Annotated in this window: 23 protein-coding genes and 5 pseudogenes; 13 read left to right on the top strand and 15 right to left on the bottom strand. The window is 48.5% G+C overall.

All coding sequences use genetic code 11. The annotated features are described in order from the left end of the window. Nucleotides 1-114: 114 nt before the first annotated feature. Nucleotides 115-477 (bottom strand): TnpV protein, encoded by a 363-nt coding sequence (locus tag DXA93_RS08480; RefSeq protein ID WP_055226171.1) that lies wholly within the window; start codon nucleotides 475-477, stop codon nucleotides 115-117. On the opposite strand from DXA93_RS08480, the gene DXA93_RS08475 reads away from it, so the two are divergent. Next, nucleotides 447-1,064 carry an RNA-guided endonuclease TnpB family protein gene (locus DXA93_RS08475; RefSeq protein WP_330411409.1) on the top strand — a complete coding sequence of 206 codons (618 nt, stop codon included), beginning with the start codon at nucleotides 447-449 and terminating at the stop codon, nucleotides 1,062-1,064. The genes DXA93_RS08480 and DXA93_RS08475 overlap by 31 nt on opposite strands. 215 nt (nucleotides 1,065-1,279) lie before the next feature. Here DXA93_RS08475 and DXA93_RS08470 read toward each other — a convergent pair. The 8 genes and pseudogenes from DXA93_RS08470 to DXA93_RS08435 form a co-directional block, all read right to left on the bottom strand. Next, nucleotides 1,280-2,025 (bottom strand): annotated as a pseudogene (locus DXA93_RS08470) (SDR family NAD(P)-dependent oxidoreductase). Nucleotides 2,026-2,308: 283 nt separating this feature from the next. Beyond that, nucleotides 2,309-3,934, bottom strand: a complete 1,626-nt coding sequence (locus DXA93_RS08465; RefSeq protein ID WP_002594230.1) for a recombinase family protein — start codon at nucleotides 3,932-3,934, stop codon at nucleotides 2,309-2,311. A gap of 127 nt (nucleotides 3,935-4,061) precedes the next feature. Beyond that, the gene (locus DXA93_RS08460; RefSeq protein WP_002594231.1) at nucleotides 4,062-4,256 is read right to left on the bottom strand and encodes a transposon-encoded TnpW family protein; all 195 of its coding nucleotides are present in this window, start codon (nucleotides 4,254-4,256) and stop codon (nucleotides 4,062-4,064) included. Then, nucleotides 4,253-5,107, bottom strand: a complete 855-nt coding sequence (locus DXA93_RS08455) for an ATP-binding protein (protein WP_002594232.1) — start codon at nucleotides 5,105-5,107, stop codon at nucleotides 4,253-4,255. The genes DXA93_RS08460 and DXA93_RS08455 overlap by 4 nt, the downstream gene beginning before the upstream one ends. Next, nucleotides 5,104-5,844 carry a replication initiator protein A gene (locus DXA93_RS08450; RefSeq protein WP_002594233.1) on the bottom strand — a complete coding sequence of 247 codons (741 nt, stop codon included), beginning with the start codon at nucleotides 5,842-5,844 and terminating at the stop codon, nucleotides 5,104-5,106. The genes DXA93_RS08455 and DXA93_RS08450 overlap by 4 nt, the downstream gene beginning before the upstream one ends. 130 nt (nucleotides 5,845-5,974) lie before the next feature. After that, nucleotides 5,975-6,361: a cysteine-rich VLP domain-containing protein gene (locus tag DXA93_RS08445; protein ID WP_002594234.1), complete on the bottom strand. Its 387-nt coding sequence runs from the start codon at nucleotides 6,359-6,361 to the stop codon at nucleotides 5,975-5,977. Next, a pseudogene (locus tag DXA93_RS08440) lies at nucleotides 6,351-7,975 on the bottom strand (relaxase/mobilization nuclease domain-containing protein). Before DXA93_RS08440 ends, DXA93_RS08445 begins: the two are co-directional and overlap by 11 nt. Beyond that, nucleotides 7,947-8,342, bottom strand: a complete 396-nt coding sequence (locus DXA93_RS08435) for a plasmid mobilization protein (RefSeq protein WP_002594236.1) — start codon at nucleotides 8,340-8,342, stop codon at nucleotides 7,947-7,949. Before DXA93_RS08435 ends, DXA93_RS08440 begins: the two are co-directional and overlap by 29 nt. Before the next feature lie 349 nt (nucleotides 8,343-8,691). Between DXA93_RS08435 and DXA93_RS18925 the strand changes: the two genes are divergently transcribed. Then, entirely contained in the window at nucleotides 8,692-8,817 is a 126-nt protein-coding gene (locus tag DXA93_RS18925; protein WP_007037420.1) for a hypothetical protein, read from the top strand. A gap of 152 nt (nucleotides 8,818-8,969) precedes the next feature. On the opposite strand, the gene DXA93_RS08425 is transcribed toward DXA93_RS18925, so the two are convergent. The 3 genes from DXA93_RS08425 to DXA93_RS18415 all read right to left on the bottom strand — a co-directional run bounded on the left by DXA93_RS08425 (nucleotide 8,970) and on the right by DXA93_RS18415 (nucleotide 9,877). Next, nucleotides 8,970-9,299, bottom strand: a complete 330-nt coding sequence (locus DXA93_RS08425) for a hypothetical protein (RefSeq protein WP_243105261.1) — start codon at nucleotides 9,297-9,299, stop codon at nucleotides 8,970-8,972. Further along, nucleotides 9,293-9,457, bottom strand: a complete 165-nt coding sequence (locus DXA93_RS18420) for a hypothetical protein (RefSeq protein WP_243107688.1) — start codon at nucleotides 9,455-9,457, stop codon at nucleotides 9,293-9,295. The genes DXA93_RS08425 and DXA93_RS18420 overlap by 7 nt, the downstream gene beginning before the upstream one ends. A gap of 231 nt (nucleotides 9,458-9,688) precedes the next feature. Then, entirely contained in the window at nucleotides 9,689-9,877 is a 189-nt protein-coding gene (locus DXA93_RS18415) for a hypothetical protein (RefSeq protein WP_233430224.1), read from the bottom strand. A gap of 429 nt (nucleotides 9,878-10,306) precedes the next feature. Between DXA93_RS18415 and DXA93_RS20895 the strand changes: the two are divergent. Together DXA93_RS20895 and DXA93_RS08410 are read left to right on the top strand one after the other, a co-directional pair. Next, nucleotides 10,307-10,630: pseudogene (locus DXA93_RS20895) on the top strand (helix-turn-helix domain-containing protein); the annotation flags it as partial. Nucleotides 10,631-10,656: 26 nt separating this feature from the next. After that, the gene (locus DXA93_RS08410) at nucleotides 10,657-11,376 is read left to right on the top strand and encodes a hypothetical protein (RefSeq protein WP_242998357.1); all 720 of its coding nucleotides are present in this window, start codon (nucleotides 10,657-10,659) and stop codon (nucleotides 11,374-11,376) included. A gap of 7 nt (nucleotides 11,377-11,383) precedes the next feature. On the opposite strand, the gene DXA93_RS08405 is transcribed toward DXA93_RS08410, so the two are convergent. After that, a complete protein-coding gene (locus tag DXA93_RS08405) occupies nucleotides 11,384-12,529 on the bottom strand; it encodes a substrate-binding domain-containing protein (RefSeq protein WP_055226181.1) in 1,146 nt (381 codons plus the stop codon). A gap of 290 nt (nucleotides 12,530-12,819) precedes the next feature. On the opposite strand from DXA93_RS08405, the gene DXA93_RS18410 reads away from it, so the two are divergent. The 9 genes and pseudogenes from DXA93_RS18410 to DXA93_RS08375 all read left to right on the top strand — a co-directional run bounded on the left by DXA93_RS18410 (nucleotide 12,820) and on the right by DXA93_RS08375 (nucleotide 22,545). After that, nucleotides 12,820-13,608 carry a hypothetical protein gene (locus DXA93_RS18410; protein WP_243109184.1) on the top strand — a complete coding sequence of 263 codons (789 nt, stop codon included), beginning with the start codon at nucleotides 12,820-12,822 and terminating at the stop codon, nucleotides 13,606-13,608. Nucleotides 13,609-13,613: 5 nt separating this feature from the next. Beyond that, complete coding sequence (locus DXA93_RS18405) at nucleotides 13,614-13,967, top strand: hypothetical protein (protein WP_242998355.1); 354 nt, start codon at nucleotides 13,614-13,616, stop codon at nucleotides 13,965-13,967. 17 nt (nucleotides 13,968-13,984) lie between these two features. Then, complete coding sequence (locus DXA93_RS18400; protein WP_243109183.1) at nucleotides 13,985-15,568, top strand: glycoside hydrolase family 38 C-terminal domain-containing protein; 1,584 nt, start codon at nucleotides 13,985-13,987, stop codon at nucleotides 15,566-15,568. Nucleotides 15,569-15,746: 178 nt separating this feature from the next. Then, nucleotides 15,747-16,595: a hypothetical protein gene (locus tag DXA93_RS19725; protein ID WP_242998352.1), complete on the top strand. Its 849-nt coding sequence runs from the start codon at nucleotides 15,747-15,749 to the stop codon at nucleotides 16,593-16,595. Next, the gene (locus DXA93_RS19720) at nucleotides 16,592-17,956 is read left to right on the top strand and encodes a glycoside hydrolase family 36 protein (RefSeq protein ID WP_330427300.1); all 1,365 of its coding nucleotides are present in this window, start codon (nucleotides 16,592-16,594) and stop codon (nucleotides 17,954-17,956) included. Before DXA93_RS19725 ends, DXA93_RS19720 begins: the two co-directional genes overlap by 4 nt. A 76-nt stretch (nucleotides 17,957-18,032) precedes the next feature. Continuing rightward, nucleotides 18,033-18,556, top strand: a pseudogene (locus DXA93_RS08390) (spore maturation protein). 140 nt (nucleotides 18,557-18,696) lie between these two features. Further along, nucleotides 18,697-19,629 carry a cysteine synthase A gene (gene cysK / locus DXA93_RS08385; RefSeq protein WP_117804466.1) on the top strand — a complete coding sequence of 311 codons (933 nt, stop codon included), beginning with the start codon at nucleotides 18,697-18,699 and terminating at the stop codon, nucleotides 19,627-19,629. A gap of 122 nt (nucleotides 19,630-19,751) precedes the next feature. Beyond that, nucleotides 19,752-20,660 (top strand): LysR family transcriptional regulator, encoded by a 909-nt coding sequence (locus DXA93_RS08380; protein ID WP_055226191.1) that lies wholly within the window; start codon nucleotides 19,752-19,754, stop codon nucleotides 20,658-20,660. 577 nt (nucleotides 20,661-21,237) lie between these two features. Further along, the gene (locus DXA93_RS08375; protein ID WP_117510022.1) at nucleotides 21,238-22,545 is read left to right on the top strand and encodes an O-acetylhomoserine aminocarboxypropyltransferase/cysteine synthase family protein; all 1,308 of its coding nucleotides are present in this window, start codon (nucleotides 21,238-21,240) and stop codon (nucleotides 22,543-22,545) included. A gap of 118 nt (nucleotides 22,546-22,663) precedes the next feature. On the opposite strand, the pseudogene DXA93_RS20555 reads toward DXA93_RS08375, so the two are convergent. Further along, nucleotides 22,664-22,918 (bottom strand): annotated as a pseudogene (locus tag DXA93_RS20555) (beta-galactosidase); the annotation flags it as partial. Between the two features lie 101 nt (nucleotides 22,919-23,019). Continuing rightward, nucleotides 23,020-23,919, bottom strand: coding sequence for a LysR family transcriptional regulator (locus tag DXA93_RS08365; protein WP_158583282.1), 900 nt, complete (start codon nucleotides 23,917-23,919; stop codon nucleotides 23,020-23,022). Nucleotides 23,920-23,964 lie beyond the last annotated feature (45 nt).

The raw sequence follows: 23,964 nt of genomic DNA, 5'->3' as shown, positions 1-23,964 counted from the left end.
CCGTCAATGGTCTTGATGAACAGTGCAAACACTGCCATTGACGGTATTTCTTTATTTTGCTTATGAGCAGACAAGGGCAGTAAGCCAAAAGCTGGCTTACCGCCCTAATTCTTACTATGCGTAGATAATCTCGTTGTAAATGATTTCTCTAACTCTGGACTGAATTTCATTCATTTTCTGCACCCACAACATAGCATTGTCGGCTTTCAGTTGTTCGGTAACATTTTCCTGCTCTGCAATTTGCTTTGTCAGCAGGAGCAAGCGTTCCTGTGCCTGTTTGTCAATGTCGGCAAGGTAAGAGTTCAATGTACCCTCAATAAGCATTGTAGTGTAAAGGAGGTGTTTATGTTCCTTTAGGTACTGCTTGTGGCGTTGTCCCCACAGTCCGATAGGCTGCGTTTCTTCTTCGGAAAGTATCAGACAAGGGATATAATAATCGTCCTGCAATTCATACCATTGACTTTGAACCGGAACCACGCCCCAATCAGGGTGGAACGATTGGGATTGATGTTGGAATCAAAACATTCTATTCTGACAGTAACGGAAATACCGTATCGAATCCAAAATATCTGGAACGCGCGATGCAAAAACTTGTAAGAGAACAGCGCAGACTTTCCCGAAAACAGAAAGATTCCCATAACCGCAATAAGCAGCGGATCCGGGTTGCCCGGGTACATGAGAAAGTAACGGATCAAAGGAATGATTTCCTGCAGAAGCAGTCAACGATGCTGGTGCGTGAAAACCAAACCATCTGCATCGAAGACCTGCATGTGAAGGGAATGATCCGGAATCATAAACTGGCAAAATCCATAGCCAGTGTTTCGTGGGCAAAGTTTTTTGAAATGCTGGAATACAAAGCTGCCTGGTATGGAAATGAAATCCGCAGAGTGCCAACCATGTATCCGAGCAGCCAGACCTGCAGTGCATGCGGATATCAGAATCCGCTGGTGAAAAATCTGCACATTCGTATCTGGGAGTGTCCAATCTGTCATGCAGTTCATGACCGGGATACGAATGCAGGCATCAATATTTTAAAGAAAGGACTGCAGGTGCAGTCTGCATGAAGATAAAAAACTGTACCGCAGGGCATGCGGGAACAGGATAAATATAGCTTGTGGACACTGTGTAAGACATTGCAGTACCGTAAGGTATTTGCCAATGCAGTAGTGGAAGAAACAAGAATCCCCCTGCTTTAGCTGTGGGAAGTGTCAAAAAACTATAGATTTTACGCAGATAATCCCAAAATCAGAAAATGGTGTACAACTGGATGAAAAATAAATCAGGATCTCATCGCCCCATCCACAGAAAGAATTTCTCCGGTTACATACGAAGCCATATCGCTTGCCAGGAAGAGGAAAGCGTTTGCAATGTCTTCTGCCTCACCAATTCTTCGAAGAGGAATGCGGTTGATGAGTGGATCGATCATTTCTTTTGGAAGTGCGGCAACCATATCGGTACGGGTGATGCCAGGCGCAACCGCGTTTACACGGATATGGAAAGGACCAAGTTCCCGTGCGAGGGACCAGGTCAGACCGTTGACCGCATATTTACTGGATGGATAGGCAACGCCGCCCGGCTGGCCGCAGATGCTGACCATTGAGCTGGTATTTAAAATACAGCCGCCGCCCTGTTCTTTCATAATAGCAACGGTTGGAAGGATGCCGTTCATCATGGCGTTGACATTTAGATCCATGACACTGGCAAAGCGCTCTGCGGTATACTTGTCAATTGGCGTACTGTCTGAGACACCGGCGTTGTTCACAAGAATATCGATTTTGCCGTATTTTTCTTTGACTTTGTTGATCTCATCTACCATGCAGCTGCATCGGTCAGCTTTGGCCATGCACCGGAAACTTCCCAGTCCGGGTTTTCTTCTTTTAAAGATGCAACCGCTTTTGCAACGGTCTCTTCCCGGGATCCGAACAGGACGACTTTCGCGCCGTTCTGCAGAAATTTGTGCACAATGGCATAGCCGATTCCTCTGGTTCCGCCGGTAACAATTGCAACTTTATCTTTTAACATCATACCATTCACCCGATCCCGTTTTTTTATATCAATGAAAACTGATTATGCAGGCTGTAGTTTTTATTTTTTTAACGATTCGGAGAAAAATGAATTTTGCATGAAAAATCATTTGACTCTGAATGACGATTCGTTTTGGAGAATACAAAAAACGGGATATTTCCTTTCTCTTAAATTTTGTTGCAAATCTTTTCCTTTTGCTTATGTGTGATAAAGAAGTAATAGAAGTGTAAAAAATTTTGCCGTTCCTATCCGGCACATGAGGTATGTCGGATAGGTCGGGCGGTTAGGTGTCGGGCAGTTCTACCTTGCCGACAAAAGAATAATAGATTTCGATTTCCTGTCTGCGTAACTTGCCCCGGCGTTTCCCGTCAAGGGCAACGCTTTCATGGACAACGATTTTCTCCACAAACTCCCGCAGCAGAGTAGGGGTAAGTTCTTCAATGGTAGTGTGCCTGCGTACCACATTCATAAACTTTTCAGCGTTTGCGGTGGCTTCCTGCGCTTTGGAAAGTTCTTCCCGCAGTCTGGCGGCACGTTCTTTCAGTTCTTTCTGCTCGGCTTCATAGTCTGCCGACAGCTCTGTGAAACGCTCGTCCGATATGCGCCCGGTTACGCTGTCCTCATACAGCCGCTTGAAGATAGCAGATAACTCGGCTATGCGTTTCTCGGCGGCTTCCAGCTCCTTTTTCTTGGCGGCGTTCCTGCGTCTGTCCCCGTCCTCATTCTGCTCGATTAAAAGCTTCATAAACCGGGCTTCATGCTTTGCCGCATAGCTGGTAACTTTCCGCAGATTGGAGAGTACGCCAGCGGTCAAGAGGTCAGTGCGGATAAAGTGCGCTGTGCAGTCGGCGGTGCGTTTCTTGTAGCTTCCGCAGATATAACAGTCCTGCTTGCGCTTGTCCGTCTGGTATCGCTGCTGGTACATGACGCTGCCGCAGTCGGCACAAAAGAGTATGCCGGAGAACAAGCCCACTTCGTCATAACGGTTGGGGCGTTTGCGCTGCTTGCGTAACTCCTGCACCCGTTCCCACGTTTCCCGGTCAATGATAGGCTCATGGTGGTTCTCAAAAACCGCCTGCTTTTCCGGGGGATTTTCTATGCTGTGTTTCAGCTTGTAGGACGGCTTCTCGGTCTTAAAGTTTACCAGACAGCCCGTATATTCCCGGTTTTCCAGCAGATGAACCACGGTATTGGTCGCCCACTTGCACTCATAGCCGGGGTGGTAGCGGCGGGTGCTGCCCGTCCTGCGGTATTCCAGCGTCCCCGGCGTGGGGATTTGCTGCTCGGTCAGCATACGGGCTATCTTGGTCGGACCGTTCCCGGCAAGGCAAAGGCTGTAAATCTGCCGTACCACCGGGGCGGCTTCCTCGTCAATGATAAAGTTTTCGTCCTCGTCCATGAGGTAGCCATAGACGGGCTTGCTTGTGATGGGCTTTCCGCTCATGCCCTTAGAGCGTTTTACTGCCTTGATTTTCTTGCTCGTATCTCTCACCAGCCATTCGTTAAAAATGTTCCGCAGCGGGGCAAAATCATTTTCCCCCTGTGCGCTGTCCACTCCGTCATTGATAGCGATGAAGCGGACACCTTTCTGTGGGAAAATCATTTCTGTGTACATTCCCACCTGTAAGTAGTTTCGCCCTAACCTCGACATATCCTTGACGATAACTGTCCCGACTTTCCCTGCTTCAATGTCTGCAAGCATGGCTTGAAATCCGGGTCTTTGAAAGTTCGCACCGGAATAACCGTCGTCGGTGTACCAGCGCAGATTAGAAAATCCATTCTGTTTGGCATAGGTTTCCAAAATCCTCTTTTGGTTGGAAATGGAATTGCTCTCGCCTTGCAGCTCGTCCTCATGGGACAGTCTTGGGTAAAGGGCGGTAATGAGTTGCTGGGTGGTCTGTCTTAACATAAATTCCTCCGTTTCCGACAGCCAGCCCCACTATTCCGTACCTTGATTGTACCACATGGGGCGGCTGTCTGTATAGCGGCAAAAGCGTCAAATCTGCTTCTTTACGGTCGGTAAAAATGACGGTTTTTCAATCAGGCTTATCACAGGTCAAATATCCGGCGGCGGCTTCTGCTTCCAGCACTTTCATCATCTTGTCAGCGGCGGTGTCGGTCGCCCCCTCCTTGAAAAAGCCAGACACCACAAGGATTGTGTTGCCTATCCTCGTTTCGGTCACGCAGTCCGGGCGGCGGGCAGGGCGTTTGTTTCTCTGGGTGTCGGTCATAGGCAAATCTCCTTTCCGGCAAGCAGCCGTTTCAGCTGTTCCATTTTTCCCTGTGCGGCGGCTTTCCTCAAATTCTCCCCGGTAAAGCAGAGAGGGGAACACATTTCAAGCAGGCGGTCATAAATCCGGGCGTGGGCGGTGTCCTCCGGGTGCTGCAATTCCTCCAGCGTGAGGTTGGTCGTCACAATCAGCGGCTTCCTGCTCCGGTAGCGGCTGTCAATCACATTGTAGACCTGTTCCAGACCGTATTCTGTGCCACGCTCCATTCCAAAATCGTCAATGATGAGCAGGGGGAAGCTGCAAAGGCGGGAAATATATTCGTTCCTGCCCGCAAAGCTGGCGGCAAGGTCGTTTAATATTGCTGCAAAGTTTGTCATGCACACCGGGACTTCCTGCTCCATGAGGGCGTTTGCAATACACCCGGCAAAATAGCTTTTCCCAGTGCCTACCCTGCCCCACAAGAGCAGCCCGTAGTTCCCGTCCTTTATCTGTTCCCAGCGTGCCACATATCCGGCGGCGTTCTTCATCTGCGGGCAGCTGCCGTTATCGTTGGCAAATGTCCAGTCCTGCATGGTCTTGTCTGTAAAGCCCTGCCGTTTCAGCCGTTCCACCGTTTCAAGGTGGCTGCGCCGCTTCTCGGCGGCTTCCCGTTCCTTACGGGCTGCCCGCTGGCAGTCGCACTCTGACGGGTGGCGGTCACGCCCGAAAAAGGTCTTGCCCTCCGGGAAATAGGCTTCTTTGGGTTTCCGGCATTTGCCGCAGTATAAAAGCCCGTCCTCCCCGGTGTAATCCTCCGGCTCGGCTGTGGTGTCGGTCATAGGCAGTATGGTGTTGTGGATTGTATCGGTCATAGGCTTTCTCCCTCCTTGAATGAATAGTCCGGTATGCCTTTCTTTGGCTTCTCTTTGGCAGCGTCCTCCTGCGCCCACTTGTAAATGGTGGCTGCATGGCTCTGGTACTGCTTCCCGGTGGAAGCGATGTGGCAGGAAAGGCGGTCAAGGTAATACTCCCACTTGCCGGGGAAGTCCTGTTCCAGCTCCAAAAGTTCTGTGTCAGAAAGAAATACATTTTTATATCTGCCATAAGCGGCGGGGGGCTGCCCCTCACTCGCTCCTTTTGTTTGGCTCTCTATTAGGTTGTTTATATTAGTTTGGTTAGGGGACGGTTTTCCGACCGTCATAAGGTCAGTTTTCCGGCTGTCAGTTGGTCGGTTTCCCGCCCTTATGAGGGGCGGTTTTCCGTCCGTCAGTTGGTCGGAAAACTGTACCACTGGGATAGGCGGCACTTTCACATACAGACGGTTGGCGGCAGAAAAGCCCGTCCGTCTGCGTTCCAGCAGCCCGGCAGCGTCCAGTTCGTTCAGTGCGCCCTTTATGGTGGTGCAGCCTTTATCCAGCATTTCCGCTATCTCTGCTATGGGGTAGACAATGTATGTCCGTCCCTCGCTGTCCTGCCAGCCGTTCTTCTGCGAAAGGGTGGAACGGTCTAACAGCAGCGCATATAACTCTCTTGCGGTGTGGGATAGGTCTGTTTCCAGCAGGAAACGGGGGTAAGGCAGGTAAGCGGGCAGCTCCGTTCCTGCGGTCATATAATCAGCGATAGGGTTCACCTCCTTGTGGTGTCTGTCTGTGGGTTCTGTTACGCTTTTAGGGGGCGTTTTTAAGGGAAAAGGATAAATGTATCACGCACCCTTTGACACCCTCCAAAAAAGCCTTGATTTATGCGGGTTTGAAATGCCCTAAAGCGTGACATTTCTCCCTTTGTTTCCGCTTCCGTTTGGCGGCGTTTATCCGCTTCATGCGTCCGGCGCAGTCCGGGCAGTATTTCCCCCGGTTGGATTTTGGGAAGAAGAACGCCCCGCAGACAGCGCAGCGTTTCCGGCTTCCCCGGCGCAAGAGGGCGGCTTCCAGTGCTTCATCAAGGGGCAGGACAGCGGCGGTAAACCAGCGGCAGAGCAGCGAATAGCTGATACTCTGTACACACACGCAAGGCTCGCCGTCCTCCAACAGCAGGCAGTTCCCGCTGTCATAGTTGCAGCACTCATGCACAAGGCGGCGGGCTGCCCGGTACTGGCGGTAGTCCATGCGGGGGATATTACCGTTCATGGCTCTGCTCCTTTCTGCGCTGCGGCTCGCTCCGGCGTAAAATCTGGTCGATATTGCCCTTGACAGTCTGCAAGCGGCGGTACTCCTCCCGTTTTGCCCGGTAATCGTTGTAGCCGCTGTTTTTCTCTTTGATAAGGCTTTCAATCTCTGCTTGCAGGGATTTATAGCTCGGCAGCTTGGAAATGCCGTTCTCCCTGAAATAGCGGGCGGCTGCGTCTGCTATGATAAAGTCACTTTCATGCTTCTGACGGTAGGCTGCTTTTGCTTTGGCGTTTTTCTGCTGTTTCAGCCCGTCCCGGACAGGGCGGGTCTTGGAATAGGCAAGCACCTGCCGTTGCAGCTCCTTTTTCCCGTTCAGCGTCTTTTCCACCTGCTTCAACCACGCAAGGCTTTCCTGCATGGCGGCATAGGCGGCAGAACAGGCTTCGTCCAGTTCCTCCGGGGAGGAAAAGCCGTACTGCTGATAGGCGGTAACGGTAGCTGCCATTTGCTTTAGGTTGTGCTTTGCCGCCCAGCGGTCATAGCCCACGCCCTTGCCCTCGGCTCGCTTGGCTTCCCGGTCAACCATGCGCTGCAAGGTGTTGTCTGCCGGGGTGGTTTTTGCAGCTTTTTCCCCTTGTAACGGCTTTTTAACTGCGGCAGGGTATTCGGGTATGGCTTTGGTCTGTTCGGCAGCTCTGTGGGCGTTCTGCGTGAGCAGGGCAAGGACAGCAGCCTTGTCAAAATCGTCCCCCAGCTTTCGGGCTGTGATAGGCTTTGTCCTGTCCGGCGTGAGGTAGGAAAGCCGCCCCCGGCTCTCCTTGACGGTCACACCCTCCCGCAGCAAAAGGGAAGAAAACTCGTCAAAGCTGCCAGCTTGGGAAAGTGCCTGCCGTATCGTCCGGCGCAGCTTCGCCTTGTCCGTTTCAAACTTGGTGGGCTTGGTCGGCTGTCCGGCGGCTTCTCTGGCGGCGTTCTCTTTGTCAAGGGCAAGCTGCCCTTTCTTTGCCGCCCAGTATTCCCGTTCGGTTATCCGTTCCTTGCTGCCGTTCAAGAGGTCGATTTGGTAAAGCCCCTCCCGGTGGCACATTTCCATGACTTCGCTCTTGAAATATTCCATAGCGGCGTTGGTGCAGCGGTGCTTGCAGCCCTCCAGCGTGTCGGCTGGTCTGTCCATGTAGGGCAGAAGCGGGACTTCGTAAATCCGCAGGGAGTTGATGACGATATGCACATGGATATTCCCGCTGTGGTTATGCCCGTCCGGGTGGGTGCAGATTAGGCTTGGTGTCCGGGGAAATGCTCCTTGCAGAACTGCTCGCCCAGCTCCTGCGCCCGGTCTACGGTCAAGCCGTTGTCTGTCCCGTCCCGTGGGTCAAAGCTGATGATATAGTGGTGGCTTTTCACATCTTCCCGTTTTTGGTTTTTCTCATAGCGGAGATTGGCTCGCATACAGGCAACAGCGAAATCCTCGCCCCCGCAGTTGAGGGAAGAAATGCGGTAATCCTCCCTCGGTATCAGCCGCCCGTTTTCATCAAGGGTGGCTTTCATGGTAAACTCGTCATGCTCAAATGTGAGATAGGCTTCCGCTGCGCCATAGTCGGCGTTTTTAGAGCTGATATGTTTGAATGTTGCCAACAGCGTCACCCACTTTCTGCAAGACTTCAAACTTTAGGGCAGCAAGGTCGGAAACCGCCGCCCGTACCTCCCCGGCAAGCTGCGGATAGGGACTGTGCCACTCGTTCAGCGTCCGGGCTATCTGGTTTAAGTTGCCGCCGATCCTCCCGTATTCGGCGGTCAGCTTCCCGACAGCGGCAAGCAGCTCGTCATTGATGGGGGAAACGGTTATGATGGGGCGTATGGCTGCCCCGGTTATGGCTTGCCGGATAAACTCGGCTTGGCTCATGTGGTAAGCAGAAAGCCGCTGGGCAAACTCGGCGTATTCTTCCTCGGTCATGCGTGTTTTGACTACCCGGCTGCGGTGCGGCGTGTTGTATCGTTTCATAGGTGGTTGACCTCCTTTCTGTGCGTGGTGTCCTCTCACTAATAGGAGAAAAACAGGGTGTGAAGCGGAACTGTTTTTGAAAAATCCGAAAAATATTTTGAGGGGTTTTTCAGCGGCGCAAGCCGCATAAGCAGGGTTTGGGGAAGGCACTCCCCAACAAGATTCCCGCAGGGGCAAAATGAGCGATAAGCGAATTTTGGCACCTCGGTAGAATCTTGCTCTAAGAAACTGCCGGCCTGCCGTTCACTTGCTACTGCCACTTTTTCAGAAAATCTATAACCAGCTTTTTTTATAAAAGGCTGCGGGCTGGCGTTTTTCCCTTACTCCCTACAAACCACAAAAGAGCAGAATGGACGGACTTTCCGGCAAGAACTTTTCCGGCGGCTCGGTCTTTCCCGACAATAAGGCGTTTCGGAAGCTGCGTTTTGCCCGCTGTCTGAAAAAAATGGCAGCCTTTTTTGGTTTCACTGTCTAATACGGAACTTTTGGAAATTTGCCAAAAATGGACGCAAAAAAAGCAGCAAATCTTTTTCGGATTTACTGCTTCATGTGCCGCTGCGGTGCGGCGGGATGGATATTCAGTTGAAATAAAAGAGGATGGTGGTACTTTAGTCTATCGACTCTTTACTAACTATTAGGTAATCTTGAAAGATTTTCCTTGAATTTATCTAAAGAATGTTCATTGTTTCCCGCAAAAATAAGTGGAATTGTATATTCATATGATATGCCATTTTCATAGTCCGATAATTGTATTTTTATAGTATCATCCCTCTCATCTTTAGGTGCTATATATATGAATGAATTTTTATTTATATCAGATATTTTCCCTTTTTCAGAAGAAACAGTATAACCCCAGTCTGTTAAATTTGTCTTTATTGTAACTTCTGTTTCTGTTTCTTTTCTAGTCTGCAATGCTGTTTTATCGATTTGGATATCAAAAGGAGTCGAACCTAACAATTCACTGTTATATTTACAAGTTCTTCTCCATTTGTTTTAGAAATATTAGATTCATCTTCATAATTTTGTTGAGATTCATCTTTTGGTGTTTCTCTGTTACATCCTAATAAAAAGCATAAAATAATTAGTACTAATACAGAAAGTTGTTTTTTTTGCATTTATTTCTCCTTTCATATTATCAAAGAAAGCACTGAGAGTACTTTCAAGAAATTTTGAAATATTCTCAATGCTTTCTATTTTTTGATCATAAACTTGCCGGTAATGATACTATGTTAATTTATCTCTTTCGCGTAACCTTTGTTGCAATATACACATGCACCATTCACCCATTTGTGAGACATTTCAATCGTCTCAACTTCATAAATGCTTACTTCTCCACAAATTAAACATTATTTGTAATTATATACATGACGTGTCGCACATTTATCCCAGTCATCATATATACCAGGCATTTCATCTTCATATCCATAGTACTGGGGAGAACCCCAACTATGAGTATGAGCGGCAAATACAGTCATTGGAGCAGCTACAATTCCAGCTACTACTGAAAGTGCTAAAATAGATTTTCTTAAATTCATAAGTTCCTCCCTTTCCTTAAAAATACATAGCTCTTTGTTACATTGTCATTTTAACATAATAATTGGTAAAATGCAATAATTTATTTTCTATTTACGAGAAAATACTGTGCATATTATCTTATTTAGGAATAGTTAAGGCGGCTACCTAAATCTTTTTATTACTTTACCGCACATGAGCATTATTATACGGGATATCGTTGGTGGACAGTCAATGCAAATTTTTTCAGAAATAAACAGCATTCTTTTCTCAAAAGCAGAAGATTTCTATGGAAAAAGAGAATTGTTACGTGGCTTTTTGAGGGAAAACAGGATATAATAGGAAACAAAAGTATACACCAGGTGTATGCTTTTATAAAATCAAAACGAAAAAAGCGGAAAAACAGAAAGAAAAAGAGTGAAAAAAAAGAGAAACAGTCAGAATGCGGGGGAATGACTGGACAAAAGGAAAAACGGGGTGCAACGATGAGAATTCAGGAAGTAATCAAAAAAACAGGATTGTCCAGGAGGACGGTTTATTATTATATCGATCAGAAGATGATCTCGCCCGTTGTTGATGAACATAACGGTTACCATGATTTTTCAGAAGCAGATATTCAAAAACTTTTTATCATCCGCAAGCTGCGCGAGGCAGGACTTTCACTGGCGGATATCCGCGCGATTCTTCACAAGCCGCGCACAACACCATTTTATCTGCATAAACAGCTGAATGCACTCCAGTCGCAGATGCTTACCATTCAGCAGACGATCAGCGAAATGGATCGTCTGAGCGGACAGCTCCTGTGTGCCAGTCGCTTGACCAGCTTGCGGGGATGCTTGCAGATACCGATTTTTGCCCGGAAGATCCTACCCGGAATCAGATGGAATCCCGGGATGCCCGGCTGCTGGCACAGTATTTGTGGATGGCATATCTGGATACGCCGGTTACGGAATATCAGCAGTTTTTGTGGCAGAAAATCACACAGCATACGATTGAGCACGCAGGTACGGATTTGAAAATGATGTCCCGTTATTTACAGTACATTTCTCCGGAGCAGATTGATGCGACGAATATCAACCAGTATCTGCGCAATCAGAAAATTATCTCTCTGACGGAGGAAGATTATCCGGGTTTTGTGGAAGAGCTGAAAGTTTCTTTGCTTGCATTTGCGGCAGATCCGGTACAGCAGGAAAAATGGCGTCTTTTTTATCAGCCGGTGATCCATCCGACGGCGTTGTTCTGTGTATCCGTGAGCGGATGGATGCGGGAATTTCATCCGGCATACCGCCGCTATTATGAAAACACGCACACCTGCTGCCGGATGCTGAAAGATTTTATGGACAGTGATGAGGGAGCAGCGCTGAATGCGACACTGCGGGAGGCATTCCAGGGAAATTGTGATGTGCGTACAGGATATTACGGAGAACTGGAAGTGGCGGCAACATTCCATAAAAGTATTTATGCATTGCTGCCGCCAGAGAAGATCCGAAAATTTCTGGAAGAAAATTCAGATGAAAAATGATCTGGTTTTAGGATTCTGTTTTTATCATTCGAAGCGAGGATGCCCGGGGAACAAGTGTCACCGGCAGTACAATTTTTTCCGGTTCCGCCGCAGGGTTTTCCAGTGTGGAAAGGAGAATCCGGCTGGCTTCCCGTCCGATGCTTTCAAAGTCCTGATGAATAGAGGTAATTTCAAGACTCCGGCTGAGACTCGTGTCATCAAAACCACAGAGGCAGAGATCTTCCGGAATCCTAAGGCCAATGGTACGGCAGGCGAGAAAGATGAGTTCGGCAACCTGATCATTTTCTGCGAGAAGTGCAGTAATTCCATTTTGCCGCAGGGTAAGGAGCTGCTGTTGAAAAGGTGTGATTTCTGTTGAAAGGGCATCTTCTGTAGAAAGTGCATGTGGCCAGGTGATAAGCTGCCGGGAATCGGGCATGATTCCGGCGGCTTTTATTTCGTGCAAAAATCCGCCGAAACGATCACGGACCGACGAGGTTTCGGAAAGGGGAGCTGTTGTGAAAAAGGCGATGTTGCGATGCCCTTGTTCCAGAAGGTGGCGGGTGAGCTGCCGTCCGCCATCGTAATTGTCGCAGACAACATTGTTTAAATACGGACAGTCGGTCTGCTTGTCGATGATGACAACCGGGCGGTTTGCAAACAGGAAATCGTTTAACTGTTCCAGGTGGATATTGTCACGCTTGGGATAGTAGACAAGTCCGGCGATATTCTGAGAACGGAGCAGTTCCAGTGTGGCACGTTCCTTCGGAGAGGAAGAGCCGGTGATATGAATGCTTAAAAAGTATCCTTTTTCCGCCAGTGCGGCACTTAAGGAACCAATCGTTTCCGAAATGTTTCCCTGTGTTGTGGCAAAGGGAAGTAGCAGGGAAACCATTTTTGATTTGCTGTCGGTTTCTGATGCGGAGGAGGAAACCGGTGGGATTTTCTGCGAGACAAAGCTTCCAACGCCGCGTTTTCGATACAGGATTCCCTGCTGTTCCAGATCTTCAATCGCCCGCTTTGCTGTGATGCGGCTTACCTCATATTGCTCCGAGAGCATTTTTTCCGTGCAGAACACGGCATCGGAAGAAAACTGTCCGGTGCGGATGCGCTCTAAAAGAGCTTCTTTGATGATTTCATATTTGGGTTTCGTTATTCTTTTATTTCTATCCATGTCTATAAAATTCCTCAAATAGTATGATTGGTGACAACTGTATTTGTAAAAGTGTGATATCGACTTGCTTTGTATTATAATCTCGGGAAAAAGATAAGTCAAACTAAAAATAATATATCAAATAAAAAGAAAATGATATAAAATCATGGAAAAACGTAGAAATACTTGACAGAAGCATTGCGTTTTTTATGATATGATATATCAAATCAACACGGCAATACAGGAACAAGACTTAATATAGAAAGAGTTTTAAGTTTGAAAATCATTTTTATAACAGGAGGAAACACATCATGAAAACAACTGTTCATATTATTTCCCATTCCCACTGGGACAGAGAGTGGTATCAGTCTTTTGAAAAACACAGAATGAAACTGATTGAGCTGGTAGACAATATTTTGGAAAAAGCAGAGAACGATCCGGAATTTGGTGGATTTTTCCTGGATGGACAGACGATTGCCCTGGACGATTACCTGGAAGTGCGCCCGGAAAAACGCGAGCAGGTGGAAAAATGCGTCCGTGAAGGAAAAATCCAGACTGGCCCGTGGTACATTCTGCAGGATGAGTTTCTGACCAGCGGTGAGGCATGTGTCCGCAATCTTCAGGTCGGCATGCAGGAAGCAGCGCGTTACGGAGCGATCGGAAATGTCGGTTATTTCCCGGATGCATTCGGAAATGCGGGACAGATGCCGCAGGTGCTGAAGCAGGCGGGCATGGATGCGGTTGTGTTCGGACGCGGTGTAAAACCGATCGGACCGAATAATGAGGTAACCGGAGGACAGTATGAGTCCACGTATTCCGAAATGATGTGGGCATCCCCGGACGGAACGAAACTGCCGGGTATTCTGTTTGCAAACTGGTATAACAACGGAGTGGAGATTCCGGTGGATGAGGCAGAAGCAAAAGTTTACTGGGACAAAAAACTGGCCGATGCGAGAAAATTTGCGGCAACACATCAGCTTCTGATGATGAACGGATGCGACCATCAGCATTGCAGAAGGACATTACCGAGGCAATCCGTGTCGCACGGAAACTATACCCGGACATTGAATTTATTCATTCGGATTTCAAAACCTATGTAAAGGCAATGGAAAAAGAAATTTCCGAGAATTTCTCTACGGTAAAGGGCGAGCTGACAAGTCAGGAAACAGACGGAAGATGGACTCTGGCAAACACCGCTTCTTCCTGGATGGGACTGAAAGTGGACAACCGTGCCGGCGAAACAGCGCTGGAGCGGAAAGCAGAACCGGCGGCAGCCATGGCAGAGGTGCTTGGCAAAGCATACCCGGAAGACCAGATGATTTACAGCTGGAAAAAGCTGATGCAGAATCATCCGCATGACAGCATCTGCGGCTGCAGCGTCGATGAAGTAAATGAAGAAATGAAAACCCGCTTTGCGAAGAGCAGACAGGTGCGGATGCGATTTACGATGAGAGTGTAGAATACCTGACCGATCAGGTGAATACCGCGGCACTTCCTGGAAACAGTGAAAAGATTCCGTTCGTTGTATGGAATACTTCTGGCACCGCGAAAAAACAGGTCATTGCAAAAGAACTGCATCTGTTCCGCGATTACAATCTGTTTGTATGGGATGGTTATGAGGCGGCCGAGGCGGTAGAAATGCCAAATCTGGTGCTTCGCGATGCAAACGGAAATGCAGTTCCGGCAAAAATCGAAAATGCAGGAATTTCCTTCGGGTACGATCTGCCGGATGACCGGTTCCGTCAGCCATATATGGCAAAGAAGGTGCTGGTAACGTTTGAGGCAGAAGTTCCGGCGATGGGATATGCAACATATTATCTGGAGCAGGCAGAGCCGGATCAGAACCAGGAAACCTCTGCAGATTTTGCGAATGAGCGCGTTCTGGAAAATGAAAACCTGAAAGTTACGGTCAATGAGGACGGTTCCTACCAGATTCTGAATAAGGAAACCGGAAGAACGTATGAAAATCTGGGACTCTATGAAGATACCGGAGATATGGGAAATGAATATATTTATATTCAGGACTCTGGAAAACAGACAATCACAACGAAAGGCATGAAAGCTGAGATTCGCTGTGTGGAGAAAAATGCATTCCGCACGGTAGTTGAGATCTGTCACGAAATGATGATTCCGTCCGGTATGGGAGAGGAACTGCAGAGACAGCGTGAGATGTGTATTGACCCATATACGCGTGTGGCAAACCGTTCGAAGGAACTGGTTCCGATGGAAGTAAAGACGGTTCTGACACTGGAAAAATCGGGAAAAGGCCTGCACGTTGCAACGACAATCTGCAATCAGGCAAAGGATCACAGAGTCCGCGTTGTAATGCCGACGGGTCTGAATACGTCTACGCATCTGGCAGATTCTGCCTTTGAGGTTGTAAAGAGAAATAACCGTCATAATGATACCTGGACGAATCCCTGCGGATGTGAAAGACAGCAGTGTTTTGCTGCAATGGAAGATGAGACAAATGGTCTTCTTGTGGCAAACCGCGGATTGTATGAATATGAGGTTCTGGCGGATGAGGAGAATGCGATTGCGGTAACGCTGCTTCGCTCCGTTGCGGAGATGGGTGACTGGGGTTATTTCCCGACGCCAAAGGCGCAGCAGATCGGAACGTTTACCCTGGAGTTTGAAGTTGTGCCGTATGCAGCCGGTAAGACGGGCGAGGCATTTACCGAGGGTTACGCATTCCAGCAGGATCTGACAGCAGCACAGGCCGGTCTTTCAAAGGCATGGCTCAGAAAGCCGGGTCAGGTAAAACCGGAACTCGTATCGGGCGAGATGCCGCTGGAAATGAGCTTCCTCCGCTTTGAAGGGGAAGGAATTCATCTGACGGCGTTTAAGAAGGGACTTGCAAAGGACGATCTGTTTGTGCGGTTTGTGAACAATATGCCGCAGGATGAGGTACTTTCCTTCCGAAAGGAGAGCTGGATGAAAGAGGTTTACCGCAGTAATGTAGTGGAAGAGAAGGGTGAGGTACTTTGCCCGGATGAGAACGGGGTGTATCATGTGACACTCCTAGAGTTTGAGATTGCGACGTTTGGGGTTGTGAAATAATGGCTGGCGCGTGAGCTGGGAGTGAGAACGGGAGGAAAGTCTGGATCCGCCTGAAGGGCGGATCGGCGCAAGATGGTTGAAAAGAATAGGATGGAAAAAGCAAGAATGTGCTGGACTTTAAAGGGGACAAGTTATATGCTGGAAATATGAGAAAAATTTCCAAAGGAGGGTTTTTAAGATGCAGAAATGGACGAGCAGGATTGAGACCCCGATCAAGGCAGAGCTGATTTGTTATGATGTGAATGGAATTCATATTGTGTTTGGGGTGACGGAAGAGAATCAGCTGAAGCTGTTTCATTTTTCACATGCACCGTTTGACGCGGAGAATCTTTGCCGGAAGCCGGATGGAGTGTGGATGATGGAAGGAATGCGGGAAGCTCAGATTAAGGAGAGCTTCCAGCTGGTGCAGGTGAATTTTTCGGGGTATAACCGGCCGTATGAGAAGCATGGAAATAAGTATATTGTGACGGCTCCGGGCTTTATGCTGAAGTTTGATTCGATTTCGGAGGAGAGAAATGAGAACGGGGATCTGCTTCGGATTGTGCAGTCGGATGATGTGACGGGCGCGAAGGTGGAGTCTGTGATGCAGTTTTTTGATGGGATTCCGGTTGCGAGAATGTACAATACAGTGACGAACGAAGGAAAGGAAGACCAGACACTGGAGTACATTTCGAGTTTTAGTTACTGGGGTATTGAGAAGGAACAGAAAGAGGGAATTCCAGAGCTTGTCAGCTCGGATGACAAGATGTCGATGGTTGTGGTTCACAATGGATGGCAGAAGGAGCTGACGGTGAAGAAGTACCGGTTTGCAGATCTTGGCATGGCGCAGACGCAGCCGCATAATTATCAGAGAACTTCGAAGACGATTGAGATTACGAATACGGGCAACTGGTCGGCGAAGGAATATGTGCCGATGGGATATATTGGAAACAGTGCGGCAGATTCGAGTCTGTTTTTTGAAATTGACACAGTGGTTCCTGGCATTATGAGATCGGAGATCAGAACTGCCATTTTTATCTGGCGGTGAGCGGTCCGACAGAGATTCAGTCACACTGGTCGAAGAACCTGAAGCCGGGAGATTCCTTTACAACGGTTCCGGTGGCTGTCGGCGTAGGTCATGATGATTTCGAGGAAGCGATTGGTACTTTGACGAAGTACCGCAGAAAGATCCGCCGTCCGAACAAAGATAATGAAAATCTGCCGGTTATTTTCAATGATTATATGAATTGTCTGTTTGGAGATCCGACCACAGAAAAAGAGTTCCCACTGGTGGATGCGGCAGAGAAGGCCGGATGTGAGTATTTTGTCATTGATGCCGGCTGGTATGCGGACGGCAACTGGTGGGACAGTGTCGGTGAGTGGCAGGAGAGTAAAAAGCGCTTTCCGAATGGAGTGCGTGAGGTGACGGATTATATTCGTTCGAAGGGCATGATTCCTGGTGTCTGGCTGGAGCTGGAGGTTATGGATATCAACTGTAAGAAGGCTTCCATTCTGCCGGATGAGTGCTTCTTCCTGCGCCACGGCAAGCGTGTGTATGACAGAAGCCGTTATCAGCTGGATTTCCGTCATCCGCTTGTGATTGAGCATGTGACCGAAGTCATCGACCGTGTGGTACGGGACTACGGTGTCGGCTATATCAAGATGGACTACAATATTGAGCCTGGTATTGGTACGGAAGTGGATGCAGACAGTTTTGGAGACGGTCTTCTGGAGCATGAGAGAGCGTATCTGGCATGGCTGGATGGCATCTACAAAAAGTATCCGGATCTTGTCATTGAGAACTGCTCGAGCGGCGGTCTTCGGATGGACTATGCGATGCTGGCGCGAAACAGCATTCAGTCGACGAGCGATCAGGAGGATTACCGCAATTATGCGACGATCTCGGCGAATGCAGCCATCGGCGTGACGCCGGAGCAGGCGGCGATCTGGTCATATCCGCTGCGGGACGGCACAAAAGAGGAAGTTATTTTCAATATGGTTAATGCGCTGCTGCTTCGTATTCACCAAAGCGGCCATCTCGCAGAAATTTCGCCGGAGCGGTTTGAACTTGTAAAAGAGGGAATTGACTGCTACAAAGAGATCCGCAGCGGCATCAAGGACGGCGTTCCGTTCTGGCCGATGGGATGGGCAGACAATGAAGAAAAACACCTCGCAGCCGGAATCCGTGTGCCGGGAGATGTAATTTATCTTGGTGTGTGGAGACGCGGCGGAGAGGCCGGTTTTGAGGTTCCGCTTGACCGTGCATTCCCGGGAAAAGAGCTGGAGGTTTCCTGCATTTACCCGAAAGCATGCGGTGATGTGTTCCATTACGATGACTACAGCAAGACGCTGCAGATTCACTTCCCGGAGACGTATATGGCGCGTCTGTTTCAGATTAAAGTGAAATAAAATTACATAAATCCCCGCCCGCGGAATAAATTGTATCGGAGTGTATCTGATAGGATTTTTCTGGGGAGGGGATTTTTTGCGTTTTCTTTCGGCGCTTTCAGATCTGATGGTTCCCGTGCTGATTTTTTATGTGGTCGGACTGGGGCTTTTGATGAAACAGGATGTGTTCGGCGATTTTCTGAACGGGGCGAAGGACGGCATGCGGACAGTGATCGGTATTGTGCCGACTCTGATCGGGCTGATGGCAGCGGTCGGTGTTCTGCGGTCATCGGGATTTCTGGAGGAATTTGGAAAACTGCTTGGAACCGTGCTGGAACCGGCGGGAATCCCGTCTGCGCTGGTACCGCTCGGTGTTGTGCGTCTCTTTTCCAACAGCGCGGCGGTGGGTCTTCTGCTGGATCTCTACAAAGAGGCGGGCTGTGACTCCTTGCCGGACGGGCGGCTTCGATTATGATGTCGTGCACGGAGACGGTTTTTTATACGATGGCGGTCTATTTCGGAGCGGTCCACATCAAAAAAACGCGGTATACACTGGCGGGTGCATTGCTCTCTTCCCTGGTCGGAATGGCGGTCAGTATTGCCCTGGCAAAGGGAGTGTAAGGATTTTTTCTAATCATACCAGTGAAATGTGTTGACATTTCCATCCAACTGGAATAAGATGGAACCAACTTAAAACATACAAACTCAATAGGAAATAAGGAAATAGAGAAAAGAGCGCAAAAGTAAGGAGGAAATCAACGATGGCAAAGGTATATGACAGCATTCTGGATCTTGTAGGAAAAACTCCGCTGGTAGAACTGAAACGAATTGAAGAAAAAGAAGGACTGCAGGCGAAACTGATCGCAAAAGTAGAATCCTTCAATCCGGCAGGAAGCGTCAAAGACCGTATTGCAAAAGCGATGATTGAGGATGCTGAAGCAAAAGGTCTCTTAAAAGAAGGTTCCGTTATCATTGAGCCGACTTCCGGAAACACCGGAATCGGACTGGCAGCGGCAGCAACCGTAAAAGGCTATCGCATGATCCTTACCATGCCGGAGACAATGAGTGTGGAGCGCCGCAATATTGTAAAAGCATACGGCGCAGAAGTTGTTCTGACCGATGGAACGAAGGGAATGAAGGGTGCAATCGAGAAAGCCGATGAGCTTGCCAAAGAGATTCCGAACAGCTTTATCGCAGGCCAGTTTGTGAACCCGGCAAACCCGGCAACCCACAAAAAGACAACAGGACCGGAGATCTGGGAAGACACCGACGGAGAGGTTGATATCTTTGTTGCAGGTGTCGGCACCGGCGGAACCATCACCGGAACGGGTGAATATTTAAAAGAGAAAAAACCGGAAGTAAAAATCGTAGCAGTAGAACCGGCATCCTCCCCGGTACTGTCCGACGGCGTTTCCGGACCGCACAAAATCCAGGGAATTGGCGCAGGCTTTGTGCCGGATACACTGAACACCAGCATTTACGATGAAATCATCAAAGTAGAAAATGAGGACGCTTTCGAGACCGGAAGATATCTGGCAGCCGAGGAAGCGATTCTCGCAGGAATTTCCTCCGGAGCAGCTCTGTATGCGGCGATCCAGCTCGCAAAACGAGAGGAAAATAAAGGCAAAACCATCGTTGTGCTCCTGCCGGATAACGGAGACAGATACTATTCCACAGCCCTGTTTGCCAAATAAAAGGGAACAGCTTCAGATTTTAAAATAATAGATATCAGCGAACACTGCCATCCGCGGCATTTTCTCTCCACCGCGAATGGCAGTTTCGCATATTAATTTATACCAGAAAGGGAACTTTACTTATGACATTACAACAGCTTCGCTACGTAATTCGGGCCGCAGATTCCAGATCCATGAATGAGGCGGCAAAGGCACTCTATATTTCACAGCCGAGTCTCTCCGGAGCAATCAAGGAGCTGGAAAAAGAGATTGGAATTGAGCTGTTCAAGCGCAGCAGCCACGGAACAGTACTGACCCCGGAGGGCGAGGAGTTTCTGGGTTACGCACGTCAGGTCACAGACCAGTATCAGCTTCTCGAGAACCGCTATATTTATCGCACCAAGGGAAAGAAAAAATTCAGCGTGTCGATGCAGCATTACAGTTTTGCCGTAAAGGCGTTTGTGGAGCTGGTGAAGCAGTTTGGTATGGATGAGTACGAGTTTGCGGTTTATGAGACGAGAACGTACGATGTGCTGATGGATGTAAAAAACTTCAAGAGTGAGCTTGGGATTTTGTATCGGAATGACTTTAATGCGAAGGTGCTGAACAAGCTGCTGAAGGACAATAACCTTGAGTTCCACGACCTGTTTTCCTGTGGAACGTACGTCTATCTCTGGAAGGATCATCCGCTTGCAGATCAGGCAGAGATCACTATGGAGGAGCTAAAGGAATATCCGTGCCTGTCCTTTGATCAGGGAAGCAACAATTCGTTCTTCCTGGCAGAGGAAGTGCTTTCGACGTATGAATATAAGAGAATCATTAAGGCAAATGACCGTGCGACCATGCTGAATCTGATGGTCGGACTGAATGGCTATACGCTCTGCTCCGGCATTATCTGTGAGGAATTAAACGGCAGTGATTACCGCGCGGTGCCGCTTCATGCAGAGGAAAACATGATGATCGGTTATGTTTCCAGGAAGGGTATGTCGATCAGCGCACTGGGACAGCAGTATTTGGAAGAAATTCGGAAATATAAGGAGCTTGTGCTGTAAGAAAAGGGAGAAACAAGAAGACTTTAACCGAATCAAGTAAGTCCCCTGCTTCCATTGCGAAAAGCAATAAGCAGTGGTGGGGACTTGCTTGTATCAGGAGTGGTACAAGCCACTCCTGATAAGCTGCGAAGCAGCTATTCGGTTATGAGCAAGCTGCGAGTCCCAGCCTGTGGGAGATGAATTGCGTTTGTTACCTTGTTTTATGCAGCGTGATTGGATATAGGAATTTTAGAAGAAAAAAGAGTAGAGATAAAGAATGGTTATAGGAAAAACCTATAACTGGCCATCAATTTTCTATATTGGACAAAGCAGAAGACTGTCGCTATAATAATCCTTGTAAACAGATAGGAAATATCACAAAAACGAGAGGAAGCGAAGAGAATGAGAGCAGTTTTCGCAGAGAATCGAATCGTGATCTATGATGTCATGTGTTGCAGCGTAAGCAGATAAGACCGAAAGAAAACGGAGCCGCATTGCAGCATAGACAGAACAGGATGACAACCGGTTCCGATAGATAATAGAAAATCGAACATGAAAAGAAATAGAAAAACGAAAAACAGAACAGGAGAATACAATCATGAGCAAAAAAACAAGAGCAGAAAGAAATCTTAAATTTGAAACCTTACAGCTTCACGTAGGACAGGAAAATCCGGATCCGGCAACCGGAGCAAGAGCAGTGCCGATCTATCAGACCTCTTCTTTCGTATTCAACAACTCCGATCACGCGGCAGCAAGATTCGGACTCCAGGATGCAGGAAACATCTACGGTCGTCTGACCAACCCGACAGAGGATGTTTTCGAGCAGAGAATGGCAGCACTGGAGGGCGGCGTTGCGGCACTTGCAGTAGCTTCCGGAGCAGCAGCTATCAACTACACCATCATCAACCTGGCTCAGAAGGGCGACCACATCGTATCCGCAAAGAACATCTATGGCGGTTCCTACAACCTGCTGGCACACACCCTTCCACAGTACGGCATCAGCACCACATTTGTTGATGTATTCGATCTGGATGAGGTTCGCGCAGCTGTTCAGGAGAACACAAAAGCCATTTATATCGAGACCCTCGGAAATCCGAACTCTGATGTTGTCGATATCGAAGCACTTGCAAAAATTGCACATGAGAACAAAATTCCGCTGGTTGTCGATAATACCTTCGCAACTCCATACCTCGTTCGTCCGATCGAGTACGGCGCAGACATCGTTGTTCATTCCGCAACTAAATTTATCGGCGGTCACGGAACTACCCTTGGCGGTGTGATCGTAGACAGCGGTAAATTCGACTGGGAGGGATCCGGCAAATTCGCATCCCTGACCGAGCCAAACCCGAGCTACCACGGCATCAGCTTTACAAAAGCAGTTGGACCTGCTGCATTCGTTACAAAAGTACGTGCGATCCTTCTTCGTGATACCGGAGCTACGCTTTCTCCGTTCAATTCCTTCCTGCTTCTGCAGGGACTTGAGACACTGTCTCTCCGTGTAGAGCGTCATGTAGAGAACGCGCTGAAGGTTGTAAAATATCTGGAGAGCCAGCCACAGGTAGAAAAAGTACATCATCCGTCTGTATCCGATGATCCGGAGCAGCAGGCACTGTACGCAAAATACTTCCCGAACGGCGGCGGTTCCATCTTCACCTTCGAAATCAAAGGCGATGCACAGAAAGCAAAAGATTTCATCGACAATCTGGAGCTGTTCTCCCTGCTGGCTAACGTTGCTGATGTAAAATCTCTGGTGATCCATCCGGCAACCACTACACACAGCCAGTGCACCGAGGAAGAACTGCTGGATCAGGGAATCAAACCAAACACCATCCGTCTTTCCATCGGTACCGAGAACATCGACGATATCATCGAGGATCTGGATGAGGCATTTGAGGCAGTTCAGTAAAAAGGATACAAAGTAAAAGAGAATATAAAAAAGCATACAAAAAAAAGAAGCGTGTTTGAAAAAACAAACATGCTTCTTTTTTGGGCTTAGATAAACCGCATGGGAAATTATGATGCCAGAGCGTATTATGAATCGAATGCCAGTGCCAGTACATGACGCTGTTTGCACCGGAGGCAAGATGGCTGTAAGCCTGCTGGCGGAGCTGGCCCTTGTATGGCGTCCATCCTGGAAATCCCTGTGCCTCGGTTTTCATAACAAGATAGTTGTCGTTTTTCAGAGAACGAATCATATCACCGCCAAACGCGATTTCCGCACCGGTCAGATCATCCTGGGTCGGATAGTAAATATCGGTTCCGGCGATCGTCAGACATTTTACCAGCTATTTTTGTTTTTGCCTGCTATTAACCATAGGTCTGTCTCATGCTGCGTCAGCGTTACGCCGCTGGCATGTTTGAAAGCACCAGAAGCGTGTTTTTATACGGGATTTTGAATAAAAAAGACAAATGATTTCAGCGTCTGTGCAGAGATATTTCCCGGCTTTTTTGATGCTTTCATTTTGAGCGGATACGCGGCACCGATCACAAGAGGCGGTGCGTCGCGCAGAGGAACGGCGGTGACGTTTGGGTGGTGGAACAATGCAAAGTTACTCCAGGCAAACAGGCTTAAGGCTTCGCCGACTTCCACGGAGCTTATTATGGATTCCAGGCGGGCAGTGCGCAGGATGTGCGGTTTTTGGTCTGCCTTTTCAAATAGTTGCATACAGAGCTGATAAATCGAGGTATAGGGATGCATAAGAATCAGAGGTTCTCTGGCAATGTCAGCGATTGTCAGGGAAGATTTTTCTGCAAGCGGATGATCGATGGGGAGCATCACACAGAGACGATCCTTTGCGAGAGGTACAAAGTGATATTTCTGCGGTGAGATCATGGAATCCCGTGCAATGACAAGATCAAAACGACCGGACTGCAGACCGTCCATCAGCTCGTTTTCTTCACACTCTTCCAGCATCAGTTCAACCTCCGGATGCGTATGTGCGAAAGCGCGGATGCGGGAGGTGAGATGATACTGCGTCAGAAACGGAAGAGAGCCGACGCGGAGCGGCTGGCGTTCCGACTCTTTAAAGTGGCGCATTTTCTGCAGCATCTGATGATACTGGCGGGAGAGCTCTGAGGCTTCCTGGCAGAACAGCTCGCCTGCCGGAGTCAGAACCGCCTGGCGGCGGGTGCGGTCGAAGAGGGTGAGATTCAGTTCGGATTCCAGCTTCTGGATCTGCTTCGAGAGCGTGGACTGTGCGATATGAAGATTTTCTGCAGCTTCTAAAAAAGTGTCGCATCGGACGGTCATCAGAAAAAAGTCGATCTGTTCCATGGTCATAAGAGAGAACCTCCTTTTGAAAATCATTCTATTTCATTCATTCCA

The sequence above is a fragment of the Blautia sp. OF09-25XD genome (genome assembly GCF_003482095.1).
Lineage (GTDB): Bacteria > Bacillota > Clostridia > Lachnospirales > Lachnospiraceae > Fusicatenibacter > Fusicatenibacter saccharivorans.
Note: the sequence above shows the minus strand (reverse complement) of the source record. Positions and strands in the feature narration are given on the sequence as shown.

Excerpts from the sequence above, each read along its gene's own strand:
- DXA93_RS08465 (WP_002594230.1), bottom strand. The coding sequence starts at position 3,934 with ATGTTAAGACAGACCACCCAGCAACTCATTACCGCCCTTTACCCAAGA.
- DXA93_RS08460 (WP_002594231.1), bottom strand. The coding sequence starts at position 4,256 with ATGACCGACACCCAGAGAAACAAACGCCCTGCCCGCCGCCCGGACTGC.
- DXA93_RS08455 (WP_002594232.1), bottom strand. The coding sequence starts at position 5,107 with ATGACCGATACAATCCACAACACCATACTGCCTATGACCGACACCACA.
- DXA93_RS08450 (WP_002594233.1), bottom strand. The coding sequence starts at position 5,844 with ATGACCGCAGGAACGGAGCTGCCCGCTTACCTGCCTTACCCCCGTTTC.
- DXA93_RS08445 (WP_002594234.1), bottom strand. The coding sequence starts at position 6,361 with ATGAACGGTAATATCCCCCGCATGGACTACCGCCAGTACCGGGCAGCC.
- DXA93_RS08435 (WP_002594236.1), bottom strand. The coding sequence starts at position 8,342 with ATGAAACGATACAACACGCCGCACCGCAGCCGGGTAGTCAAAACACGC.
- DXA93_RS18925 (WP_007037420.1), top strand. The coding sequence starts at position 8,692 with ATGGACGGACTTTCCGGCAAGAACTTTTCCGGCGGCTCGGTCTTTCCC.
- DXA93_RS18420 (WP_243107688.1), bottom strand. The coding sequence starts at position 9,457 with ATGCAAAAAAAACAACTTTCTGTATTAGTACTAATTATTTTATGCTTT.
- DXA93_RS18415 (WP_233430224.1), bottom strand. The coding sequence starts at position 9,877 with ATGAATTTAAGAAAATCTATTTTAGCACTTTCAGTAGTAGCTGGAATT.
- DXA93_RS08405 (WP_055226181.1), bottom strand. The coding sequence starts at position 12,529 with ATGGATAGAAATAAAAGAATAACGAAACCCAAATATGAAATCATCAAA.
- DXA93_RS18410 (WP_243109184.1), top strand. The coding sequence starts at position 12,820 with ATGAAAACAACTGTTCATATTATTTCCCATTCCCACTGGGACAGAGAG.
- DXA93_RS18405 (WP_242998355.1), top strand. The coding sequence starts at position 13,614 with ATGGAAAAAGAAATTTCCGAGAATTTCTCTACGGTAAAGGGCGAGCTG.
- DXA93_RS19725 (WP_242998352.1), top strand. The coding sequence starts at position 15,747 with ATGCAGAAATGGACGAGCAGGATTGAGACCCCGATCAAGGCAGAGCTG.
- cysK (WP_117804466.1), top strand. The coding sequence starts at position 18,697 with ATGGCAAAGGTATATGACAGCATTCTGGATCTTGTAGGAAAAACTCCG.
- DXA93_RS08380 (WP_055226191.1), top strand. The coding sequence starts at position 19,752 with ATGACATTACAACAGCTTCGCTACGTAATTCGGGCCGCAGATTCCAGA.
- DXA93_RS08375 (WP_117510022.1), top strand. The coding sequence starts at position 21,238 with ATGAGCAAAAAAACAAGAGCAGAAAGAAATCTTAAATTTGAAACCTTA.
- DXA93_RS08365 (WP_158583282.1), bottom strand. The coding sequence starts at position 23,919 with ATGACCATGGAACAGATCGACTTTTTTCTGATGACCGTCCGATGCGAC.